General features: G+C 72.8%; 9 protein-coding genes. 3 read left to right on the top strand and 6 right to left on the bottom strand.

Annotated features, from left to right (window positions below; translation table 11 throughout):
• Positions 1 to 39: 39 nt before the first annotated feature.
• Positions 40 to 516, bottom strand: a complete 477-nt coding sequence (locus ACWENR_RS26610) for a winged helix-turn-helix transcriptional regulator (RefSeq protein ID WP_452279692.1) — start codon at positions 514 to 516, stop codon at positions 40 to 42.
• Between the two features lie 56 nt (positions 517 to 572).
• Between ACWENR_RS26610 and ACWENR_RS26605 the strand changes: the two genes are divergently transcribed.
• A complete protein-coding gene (locus ACWENR_RS26605; RefSeq protein ID WP_452279691.1) occupies positions 573 to 1,091 on the top strand; it encodes a PaaI family thioesterase in 519 nt (172 codons plus the stop codon).
• Between the two features lie 347 nt (positions 1,092 to 1,438).
• Here ACWENR_RS26605 and ACWENR_RS26600 read toward each other — a convergent pair whose 3' ends face one another.
• The 3 genes from ACWENR_RS26600 to ACWENR_RS26590 all read right to left on the bottom strand — a co-directional run bounded on the left by ACWENR_RS26600 (position 1,439) and on the right by ACWENR_RS26590 (position 4,629).
• Entirely contained in the window at positions 1,439 to 2,371 is a 933-nt protein-coding gene (locus ACWENR_RS26600; protein ID WP_452279690.1) for an acyl-ACP desaturase, read from the bottom strand.
• Between the two features lie 69 nt (positions 2,372 to 2,440).
• Positions 2,441 to 3,769 carry a histidine--tRNA ligase gene (gene hisS, locus ACWENR_RS26595; protein ID WP_452279689.1) on the bottom strand — a complete coding sequence of 443 codons (1,329 nt, stop codon included), beginning with the start codon at positions 3,767 to 3,769 and terminating at the stop codon, positions 2,441 to 2,443.
• Positions 3,770 to 3,915: 146 nt separating this feature from the next.
• Entirely contained in the window at positions 3,916 to 4,629 is a 714-nt protein-coding gene (locus ACWENR_RS26590) for an MBL fold metallo-hydrolase (RefSeq protein ID WP_452279688.1), read from the bottom strand.
• 258 nt (positions 4,630 to 4,887) lie between these two features.
• On the opposite strand from ACWENR_RS26590, the gene ACWENR_RS26585 reads away from it, so the two are divergent.
• Positions 4,888 to 5,778, top strand: a complete 891-nt coding sequence (locus ACWENR_RS26585; RefSeq protein ID WP_452279687.1) for a peptidylprolyl isomerase — start codon at positions 4,888 to 4,890, stop codon at positions 5,776 to 5,778.
• A 64-nt stretch (positions 5,779 to 5,842) separates the two neighbouring features.
• The gene (locus ACWENR_RS26580) at positions 5,843 to 6,682 is read left to right on the top strand and encodes a peptidylprolyl isomerase (protein ID WP_452279686.1); all 840 of its coding nucleotides are present in this window, start codon (positions 5,843 to 5,845) and stop codon (positions 6,680 to 6,682) included.
• 498 nt (positions 6,683 to 7,180) lie between these two features.
• Here the strand turns inward: ACWENR_RS26580 and ACWENR_RS26575 are convergent, their stop codons facing one another.
• On the bottom strand, positions 7,181 to 9,778 hold the full coding sequence (locus ACWENR_RS26575; RefSeq protein WP_452279685.1) for a RelA/SpoT family protein: 2,598 nt from the start codon (positions 9,776 to 9,778) through the stop codon (positions 7,181 to 7,183).
• A 170-nt stretch (positions 9,779 to 9,948) separates the two neighbouring features.
• The gene (locus tag ACWENR_RS26570; protein ID WP_452279684.1) at positions 9,949 to 10,515 is read right to left on the bottom strand and encodes an adenine phosphoribosyltransferase; all 567 of its coding nucleotides are present in this window, start codon (positions 10,513 to 10,515) and stop codon (positions 9,949 to 9,951) included.
• Positions 10,516 to 10,689: the final 174 nt, after the last annotated feature.

Here is a 10,689-nt window from a genome sequence, read left to right as displayed (position 1 = left end):
CCACGCCGCCGCTCGGCGCGTCCGCCCGGGCCGGGGCGCTCAGTCGCTCCTGCGGCGGGCGCCCGGGCCGGGCGTCGGCACGACGTCGCGCGGGTCGGCCAGCTCGTGCCCACGGTCGCAGCGCAGCGCGACGCGCACCTCGGCGCCGCAGTCGCGGTGCGCGGCCGTCAGCGGCGAGCCCTCCGGGTCGGCCAGGTAGCGGTCGCCCCAGCCGAGGACGGCCACGAGCACCGGCCAGAGGTCGAGCCCCATGGCGGTGAGCCGGTACTCGTGACGCACCCGGCTGCCCGGCTCCTGGTAGGGCTCGCGGCGCAGCACGCCCCGCTCCACGAGCATCGCCAGCCGGTTGGTCAGCACCTGCCGGGGAATGCCGGTGCGTACCCGCATGTCGTCGAAGCGGCGGACGCCGTTGAAGACCTCACGCAGCACGACCAGGGTCCACCGCTCGCCGAGGACCTCCATCGCCCGGGCGATGGTGCAGTTCTCGACCGACCAGTCCAGTGCCGCGGGTCTCATGCGCTCCAGGCTAGGTCTGATTGACAGACTCAGCAACGCGCTGCCAGGCTGAGTCCATGACGCAGACGCAGGACGCGGCGCGCAGCCGTACCTTCTCGTGGTCCGACCCGGGCATCAACGCCGCGCACCTCGGCCGGCGCGGCGGCCTGGAGCTGCTCCGCGCGATGATCGCCGGCGAGCTGGCGGCCCCGCCGATCATGCACCTGGTCGACATGTCGCGGATGGAGGCCGACGAGGGGCGGGTCGCCGTCGAGCTGGTGCCCCAGGAGTTCCACTACAACCCGCTCGGCACCGTGCACGGCGGCGTCATCTCCACCCTGCTCGACACGGCGGCGGCCTGCGCGGTGCACACCACCCTGCCGGCCGGGATCGGCTACACGTCGCTGGACCTGAACGTGAAGTTCCTCCGCCCGGTCACCGTCGCCAGCGGCACCCTGCGGTGCGAGGGCACGGTCGTGCAGCGCGGCCGCCGCACGGCACTGGCCGAGGCGAAGCTGCTGGACGCGCAGTCCCGCCTGGTCGCCCACGCCACCTCGACCTGCCTCCTCTTCCCCCTAGACCACCAACCCACCTGACCCCCACCCCACCCCCGCACCTCGCCCCCGCCCCCGCCTCGCCCTCGTCGATCTTGCACTTTCGGCCCTCGGTACGCGAAGTTTGCGGCCTTTGACCGGGCAGAAAGTGCAAGATCGCGGAAGCGGGCGGCGCGCCCGGCGCGGAGGGTGGGGAGGGTGGGTGAGACGCTCCGGGCGGGGTCGTCGTCGAGAGAGCCAGCGGCGACCACGCCCGGAGTCCCCGGGGCCGGGCGGGCGGCGGCCACGGGCGGTGTCAGCGGACGGCGTCAGCGAGCAGTGTCAGCGGACGGTTCAGCGGACGGCGAGGCGAAGCGGCGGTCTAGCGGGCGGCGTCGACAGACGGCGGTCTAGCGGGCGGCGAGGCGGGCGGCGCGGGCCGCGCGCTTCTCCTCGAAGCGGGACGCCGCGCGCTCCAGGTCGTCGAGGTGGGCCGCGATCTGGTCGCGGGCGGCCTCGCCGTCGGCGTCCAGGCCGGTCACGTTGAACACGTCCCACTGGCGCAGCACCGGGACGAGCACCTCGTCGCGGTGCTGGCGCAGGTCGTAGATGCCGGCGAGGGCGATCGCCACCGACTTGCGGGCGAATCCCTCGATGCCGTTGCCCGGCATCTGGAAGTCGGCCACCACGTCGGCGACCGCCCGCATCGCCTGGCCCGGCGCCAGCTCGAAGGCCGCCGCCAGCAGGTTGCGGTAGAAGACCATGTGCAGGTTCTCGTCGGCCGCGACCCGGGCGAGCAGCGCCTCGCACGCGGGGTCGCCGGTGACCCGGCCGGTGTTGCGGTGCGAGATCCGGGTCGCCAGCTCCTGGAACGAGACGTACGCCAGCGAGTGCAGCACCTCGTCGTCGTGCACGTTGGCGTACCCGGCGGACATGTGCGTCATCCGCGCCCGCTCCAGGGCCACCGGGTCCACCGCCCGGGTGACGGTCAGGTAGTCGCGGATGGCGGTGCCGTGCCGCCCCTCCTCGGCGGTCCACCGGTGCACCCAGGTGCCCCAGGCGCCGTCCCGGCCGAACAGGGTGGCGATCTCGTGGTGGTACGAGGGCAGGTTGTCCTCGGTCAGCAGGTTGACGATGAGCGCCGTGCGCGCCACGTCGGGGATCGTGGAGTCGGTCTCCGCCCACGCCTCGCCGCCCAGCGGACCGTCGAAGGTGCGCCCCTCGCTCCACGGCACGTACTCGTGCGGGAACCACTCCTTCGCCATGGCCAGGTGCCGGTCGAGGTTCTTCTCGACGACGGGCTCGAGTTCGAGGAGCAGTGCGGTCTGACTGAGTGCGGTCACGACGATCTCCCTACGGTGGCGTAACTTACGCCACCGTAGGTCCGATCGTCCGTACGCGCCAGTAATGTCTCAGCTGACCAGCGGCCTGAGGTCGGCCCGCGGCGGGGTCCACTCCCCCGCCGCCGCGGCCACCTGCTCACCCGAGCGGATGTCCTTCACCTCGTCGGCGGCGCCGTCGACCCCGGGGAACCAGACGTACGGGATGCCCCGCCGCTCGGCGTAGCGGATCTGCTTGCCGAACTTGGCCGCGCTCGGCGACACCTCGGTCGGTACGCCCCGCGAGCGCAGCGCCTCGGCCACCCGGTTGCTCGCCGGCCGCTGCTCCTCGCTGGTGACCGCGACCAGGACGCAGGTCGGCACGTCCCGCGACACCGACAGCGCGCCGGCGCCGAAGAGCAGCCCGAGCAGCCGGGTCACCCCGATGGAGATGCCCACCCCCGGGAACCGGGCGGCGCCGGAGCTGGCCAGGTTGTCGTACCGGCCGCCGGAGCAGATCGAGCCGAACCGCTCGTAGCCGATCATCTGCGTCTCGTAGACGGTGCCGGTGTAGTAGTCCAGGCCACGGGCGATGCGCAGGTCGGCCACGCAGAGCCCCGGCGAGTGCGCGGCGGCGGTCTCCACCACCCGCACCAGCTCCTCGATCCCCTCGTCGAGCAGCGGGTCGGTGACGCCCAGGGCGCGTACGGCGTCGGCGAAGGACGCGTCCGGCGCGGAGATCTCCGCCAGCGCCAGGCACGCCTTGGCCTGCGCCTCGCTCGCCCCCGCCGTCTGCGCCAGCAGCTCGGCCACCTTCGCCGGACCGATCTTGTCGAGCTTGTCCACCGCGCGCAGGGCCGCCTCGGGATCGCTCAGGCCGATGCCCCGGTAGAAGCCCTCGCAGATCTTGCGGTTGTTGACCTGGATGCGCACCGGCGGGATCGGCAGCGAGCGCAGCGCGTCGCCGATGACCAGCGGCATCTCCGCCTCGTGGTGCGGCGCGAGCGTGTCGCGGTCGACGATGTCGATGTCGGCCTGGAGGAACTCGCGGTAGCGCCCCTCCTGCGGCCGCTCGCCCCGCCACACCTTCTGGATCTGGTAGCGGCGGAACGGGAACTGGAGCTTGCCGGCGTTCTCCAGCACGTAGCGGGCGAACGGCACGGTCAGGTCGAAGTGCAGACCGAGCGCGTCGTCGCCGGCCGGCCCGTCGGCGTCGGCCTGCAGGCGCCGGATCAGGTAGACCTCCTTGGAGGTCTCCCCCTTGCGCAGCAGCTGGTCCAGTGGCTCCACCGCGCGGGTCTCCAGCGGGGCGAAGCCGTACAGCTCGAAGGTGTCGCGGATCCGGTCGAGGACGTACTGCTCGATCATCCGCTGGGCGGGCGTCCACTCCGGGAAGCCGGAGATGGGCGTGGGCTTGCTCATGATGCTCCGTTCGCAGACCCGCGCGGTCCGCGCGGGCGAAGGCTCGGTGCGGCCGGCGACGGCCGCAGGGGCAGGCTCGGTGCGGCCGGTCACGGCCGCGGGGCAGACTCGGCGCGGTCGGTCACGGCCGCGGGCTCGCGGACCGGCTACAGGCCGCGGGCGGGGGCGGCCGGTCGCGCGCCACCCGCCACCTCGATGAGGTACGGGTTGGTCGCGCGCTCCCGGCCGATGGTGGTCGCGGCGCCGTGGCCGGGCAGCACGACGGTGTCGTCCGACAGCGGAAGGATCTTGTCCCGCAGGCTGCCGAGCATCGCCGGCATGCTGCCGCCAGGCAGGTCGGTGCGGCCGATGGAGCCGGCGAACAGGACGTCGCCGGAGAGGCAGAGCTGGTCCGCCTCCCAGGGCGAGCCGGCAGCCGGCAGCCGGAAGAGCACCGACCCGCCGGTATGGCCCGGGGCGTGGTCGACGGTGATCTCCAGGCCGGCGAGGGCGAGCGTGGCGCCGTCGGCCAGCTCGGCGACGTCCTCCGGTTCGGTGTACGGCAGCCGCCCGCCGAAGAGCGAGGTGAGGTCCGCCGACAGCCCCTTCGCCGGGTCGGCCAGCATCTCCCGGTCACCGGGGTGCACGTACGCGGTGATCCCCCGGGCGCCGCAGACGGGCGCGACCGAGAAGGTGTGGTCGAGGTGGCCGTGGGTGAGCAGCACGGCGGCCGGGTGCAGCCGATGCTCGGCCAGCAGCGCGTCGAGCCGGTCGAGCACCCCGATGCCGGGGTCGACCACCACGCACTGCTCCCCCGGTGCGGTGGCGACCACGTAGCAGTTGGTGCCGAAGGCGTCCGCGGGAAAGCCGGCCACGAGCACGTCCGCTCCCCTTTCGTCGAGCCGTCACGTCCTGCCAGCAGCCTAACCGGCGACGCGACCGGGTTCGGCGCGTCCGTCCCGCCGGCCTCGCCGGTCACAGTGACACGTCCCGATAGAACCCAGCCTGGACCTCGTACACCACTTTCCCAGCCGGTAGCCGTACACTCTGGCGGGCGTGTGGCGTGGCGCACCTGCCGCCGAGCGGGCGCGGGACGCCCGACCACCGGTGACGACCAGGGTAGAGGAAGGGGAGCACGGGTGGCTTCCAGCAGGGACCGGCAGCGCAAACTGGCGCGCGCCAAGCTCGACCGGCAGCTGGCGCGCCGGGCCGCAGCAGCCAAGCGCCGCCGGCAGATCCAGGCCGGTGTCGGTGTCGCTGTCGTCCTCGCGCTGGTCGTGGTCGGCTCGGCCTGGGCGCTGGGCGCCTTCGACGACGACCCGAAGGAAAACACGGCCACGGAGGACGTCTGCCTCTGGACCCCGCAGGACGCCACGGCCAACACCAACCTCAAGGACGTCGGCACCCCGGCCACGGAAGGGCTGCCCACCTCCGGCGTACGCCCGATGACGGTCACCACCAACCAGGGCGCGCCGATCACCGTCGAGCTGGACCTCGCCGGCGCCCCGTGCGCCGCCGCGAGCATCGCCCACCTGGCGAGCCGGTCGTTCTACGACAACACCAAGTGCCACGAGATCACCGCCGAGGGGGCGGTGCGGTGCGGCGACCCGAGCGGCACCGGGCTGGGCGGGCCGAGCTACTCGTTCTACGACGAGAACGTCCCCACCCCCGCCCCGTCGGCGAGCCCGGCGCCGGGGCAGCCCGCGACCTATCCGAAGGGCACGGTCGCGATGATCGCCAACCCGCCGGGGGCGAACGGCAGCCAGTTCCTGATCTTCTTCGAGGACTTCACCACCGCCACGCCGAAGTACCCGGTCATCGGCCGGGTGACCGGCGGGATCGACGTGGTGGAGAAGATCGGTGCCAAGCCGACCGTGGACAATGGTACGGGGGCCAAGGTCAAGCCCAAGGACGACGACGTGGTCATCCAGAGCCTGACCGTCGGCGAGCCCGTGGCGCAGGTGACGTCGTCCCCGGCGCCGACGCCGTCCGCGTCAGGCGCCCCGGCGGCCAGTCCCAGCGCCGGCTGACCCGGCCGCCCCACCAACCTCAGCGGCACCGACCGCGCCCAGAGAAGCCCAGGAGGATCCAGGCGTGACGTCCACCAGAGAGCGGCAGCGCGCGGCGGCCCGCGCCCGGCTCGAGAAGGAGATGGCCGAGCGGGCGGCCAGGGCCCGCAAGCGCCGGCAGACCCAGGCGATCGTGGGCGCCGCGTCGGTGCTGGTGCTCGTCATCGCCGGCACGGTGTGGCTCGCCACCACGTTCGGCGGCGACGACGACAAGAACGACACCGCGGGGCCGGCGGCCGACCAGGTGCAGTGCACGTGGACCGAGATCCCCGCCGACCAGCGCACCAAGCAGGTCAAGGACGTCGGGCTGCCGCCGGCGCAGCAGGCGAGCACCGGCACCCAGACGATGACGATCGACACCAACCTCGGCCCGATCACCGCCAAGGTCGACCGGTCGGCCGTGCCCTGCACCGCCGGCAGCTTCACCCACCTGGCGGAGAAGAACTTCTTCGACAACAGCAAGTGCCACCGGCTGGTGACCGAGGGCATCAAGGTGCTCCAGTGCGGTGACCCGAGCGCGACCGGCAAGGGCTGGCGGCAGACCGACGGCACCGGCGGCCCGAGCTACCGCCTCGCCGAGGAGAACCTGCCCACCGACAAGCGTCCGCCGTACCCGGAGGGCGTGATCGCCATGGCCAACTCCGGCCAGCCGGGCAGCACGGGCAGCCAGTTCTTCATCGTCTACGGCGACTCGCCGCTGGACCCGAACTACACCGTCCTCGGCACCATCACCGGTGGCATGGACATCGTCAAGCAGGTCGCGACGGCCGGCGACGACAAGGCGTTCGCACAGCAGGCCGGTGGTGGTCACCCGAAGAAGGAGGTCACCATCAAGAAGCTCACCATGAGCGCCCCCCAGGGCTGACCCCTCACTTCACCCCGCACCCCGCACGACGAGCGCCCGCCGGCCCCCGGCGGGCGCTCTCCTTTTCCCCAGCCGCCACCCGCCACCCGCGCCGCCACCTCCGCCCCGACCCGGCCGACGCCGCCCCAAGCCGACCGCCACCACCCCGGCCCCAACCCGGCCACCGCCGTCGATCTTGCACTTACTGCCCCGACACAAGGGGCAATCCACGCATTCCGAGGGACGAAAGTGCAAGATCGCGGCCACGGCCACGGGCACGGGGGCGCCGTCGATCTTGCACTTACTGCCCCGGCATAAGGGGCAACTCACGCATCTCGGGGGACGGAAGTGCAAGATCGCGGAGGCGGCAGGCGCAGCGCGGACGCGGGCAGCGCGGGCGCGGACGCGGGCAGCGCGGGCGCGGGCACAGCGCGGGCGCGGGCACAGCGCGGGCGCGGGCACAGCGCGCGCCGCGCCGCGCCGCGCCGCGGGGACGGCGGGTCGGGGGTGGGAGGGGGGTCAGGCGCCGGAGGTTACGCGGTAGGCGTCGAAGACGCCGTCGACCTTGCGGACCGCCGCCAGCAGGTGGCCCAGGTGCTTCGGGTCGGCCATCTCGAAGCTGAACCGGCTCACCGCCACCCGGTCCCGGGTGGTGGTGACGGTGGCGGAGAGGATGTTGACCCGCTCGTCGGAGAGCACCCGGGTGACGTCGGCGAGCAGCTTGTGCCGGTCCAGGGCCTCGACCTGGATGGCGACCAGGAACGTCGACGCGGAGGTCAGCTTCCAGCTCACCTCGACGACCCGCTCCTGCTGGGCCCGCAGGTCCTCGGCGTTGGCGCAGTCGTCCCGGTGCACGCTGACCCCGCCGGACCGGGTGACGAAGCCGAACACCGAATCCGGCGGGACCGGGGTGCAGCAGCGCGCCAGCTTGATCCACACGTCGCTGACCCCGCGCACGACCACGCCCGGGTCGGCGCTGCTCTGCCGGCTGCGCGGCGGCCGGGTCGCGACGGCGGTCTCGGCGATGTCCTCCGCCGCGCCCTCCTCGCCGCCGTACGCGGCCATCAGCTTCTGCACCACCGACTGGGCGGAGACCTGGCTGTCGCCGACGGCGGCGTAGAGCGAGGCCACGTCGGCCAGGTGCAGGTCGCGGGCGATCGCCATCAGGGCGTCGGAGGTGAGCATCCGCTGCAGCGGCATGCCCTGCTTGCGCATCGCCTTGACGATCGCGTCCTTGCCGGCCTCGATCGCCTCCTCGCGCCGCTCCTTGTTGAAGTACTGGCGGATCTTCGTGCGGGCGCGCGGGCTCTTGACGAAGCCCAGCCAGTCCTGCGTCGGGCCGGCCGTGTCCGACTTCGACGTGAAGATCTCGATCACGTCACCGTTGGAGAGCGTCGACTCCAGCGGCACCAGCTTGCCGTTGACCCGCGCCCCGATGCACTTGTGCCCGACCTCGGTGTGCACCGCGTACGCGAAGTCCACCGGCGTCGACCCCGTCGGCAGCGGGATGACGTCACCCTTCGGGGTGAAGACGTAGACCTCCTGGCTGGAGAGGTCGAAGCGCAGCGCGTCGAGGAACTCGCTCGGGTCGGCCGCCTCCCGCTGCCAGTCCAGCAGCTGCCGCAGCCACGTCATCTCGTCGATGTGCGCCGGCGGGCCGACGATCTGGGTGCCCTTGTGCTCCTTGTACTTCCAGTGCGCGGCGATGCCGAACTCGGCGGTGCGGTGCATCGCGTACGTGCGGATCTGCATCTCCACCGGCTTGCCGGTGGGCCCGATGACCGTCGTGTGCAACGACTGGTACATGTTGAACTTGGGCATCGCGATGTAGTCCTTGAACCGGCCCGGCACCGGCTGCCAGTTGGCGTGGATGACGCCCAGCGCGGCGTAGCAGTCGCGCACCGTGTCGACCAGGATCCGCACCCCGACCAGGTCGTAGATGTCGTTGAAGTCGCGACCCCGCACGATCATCTTCTGGTAGATCGAGTAGAGGTGCTTCGGCCGCCCGGTCGTCTCCGCCTTGATCTTGGCGGACTTGAGGTCGGTCTGCACCTTCTGGGTGACCTGGCGCAGCAGCGCCTCGCGCTGCGGCTGGTGCTCCCCGATGAGGCGGTTGATCTCCTCGTAGCGCTTCGGGAAGAGCGTGCCGAAGGCGAGATCCTCCAGCTCCCACTTGATCGTGTTCATACCCAGCCGGTGGGCCAGCGGGGCCAGGATCTCCAGCGTCTCCTTCGCCTTCTGCTCCTGCTTCGGACGGGGCAGGAAGGTGAGGGTGCGCATGTTGTGCAGCCGGTCGGCCAGCTTGATCACCAGCACCCGCGGGTCCTTGGCCATCGCGACGACCATCTTGCGGATCGTCTCAGCCTTGGCCGCGTCGCCCAGCTTGACCTTGTCGAGCTTGGTGACCCCATCGACGAGCAGCGCGACCTCGCCGCCGAAGTCGGCCCGCATCTGGTCGAGGGTGTATTCCGTGTCCTCGATGGTGTCGTGCAGCAGCGCCGCGACCAGCGTGGTGGTGTCCATCCCCAGGTTGGCCAGGATGGTGGCCACCGCGAGCGGGTGGGTGATGTAGGGGTCGCCGGACTTGCGGTACTGCCCGGAGTGCCAGCGGGCCGCCGTGTCGAAGGCGCGCTGGAGCAGCCGCGCGTCGGCCTTGGGGTGGGCGTCCCGGTGGGTCGAGATCAGCGGCTCGAGCACCTCGCTGACCTGCGAGGACTGCCACGGCGCGTTGAACCGCGCCAGCCTGGCCCGCACCCGGCGGCCGGTGGGCGCGCTGGACAGGGCGAAGCCGGCGCTGGGCGCGGGGTCGCCGGCGCCGTCGGCGGGGAACGGGAGCACGACGCCCTCGGTCGCCGCGCCCGCGCCACCGGCCGGGCCGCTCGCCGTGCCGGCGCGCGCGGCGTCGGCCGGACCGGTCACGCCGGAACCGTTGCCGGAGCCGTTGCCCCGGGCCCCGGTCACACCGGAACCGTTGCCCCGGGCCCCGGTCACACCGGAGCCGTTGCCGGAGCCCGTGCCCTGGGCCGGCGCGTCACCGTTGCGGGCGGTCACCGAGCCGTCCGCGTCGCCTGTCGGGTGCACCGTGCCCTCCACCGGAGGGGCGACATCGTGGGACACCGGCCTCCTCACCGCTCGCCGGGGATACACCGACCGTGCGCCGGTCGGCCTGGTCTCGCGCCGCCCGGACGGGTCTCCGCCCGGTCAGCAAAGGGCAATGCTACCCGCACGCACGGTGCCCCGCCGCTCCGCCGGACGGACCGCGCCGGGTCCGTCCAGCGGCCGGGCACTCAAACGGTCAGCAGGGCATGGACCGGGCGCGGGGCCAGCCGCTCCCGCCCGCCGAGGAAGCCGAGCTCCAGCAGCACGGTGAAGCCCGCCACGGTGCCGCCGGCCCGTTCCACCAGGTCCAGCGTCGCCTGGGCGGTACCGCCGGTGGCCAGCACGTCGTCGACCACCAGCACCCGGTGCCCGGCCGTGAAGGCGTCCTCGTGCACCTCGAGGGTGGCCTCGCCGTACTCCAGGGCGTAGGAGGCCGAGTACGCCGGCCGGGGCAGTTTCCCGGCCTTGCGCACGGGCACCACGCCGACGCCCGTGGCGTACGCGATGGCCGCCGCGACCACGAACCCGCGCGCCTCGATGCCGACGACGGCGTCGAACGAGTCCCGCCCGTGGTACGCGACGATCCCGTCGATCACCTGGCGGAACGCGTCGCCGTCGGCGAACAGCGGCATCAGGTCCTTGAACATGACACCGGGCTTGGGAAAGTCGGGCACGTCGAGCACCCGGCTCGCCACCAGCTCGGCGGCCTCCGGGCCGCTGTCTCCCCGTACCCCGGTGCTGTGGGTCTCCGTCACGGCAGTCCGCTCCCCTTCCACGACGACGGCGTCCTCCATGCTGCTCGCACAGCATGAAGGACGCCGTCGGTCCGATTCCTACCGGGTGTCCCCGGCCCCGGTCAGCGCCGCTTGCCGCCGCCCGGACGGTTGCCGCCGCCGCCGGCGGGACGCCCGCCCCGGGCGCCGGTCGGC

It is taken from the genome of Micromonospora sp. NPDC004336, assembly GCF_053602615.1.
The sequence above is the reverse complement of the archived record's forward strand: the minus strand, read 5'-3'. Positions and strand labels throughout refer to the sequence as shown.

What these genes read in the sequence shown, in the direction of transcription:
- ACWENR_RS26610 (WP_452279692.1), bottom strand. Translation starts at nt 516, where the DNA reads ATGAGACCCGCGGCACTGGACTGGTCGGTCGAGAACTGCACCATCGCC.
- ACWENR_RS26605 (WP_452279691.1), top strand. Translation starts at nt 573, where the DNA reads ATGACGCAGACGCAGGACGCGGCGCGCAGCCGTACCTTCTCGTGGTCC.
- hisS (WP_452279689.1), bottom strand. Translation starts at nt 3,769, where the DNA reads ATGAGCAAGCCCACGCCCATCTCCGGCTTCCCGGAGTGGACGCCCGCC.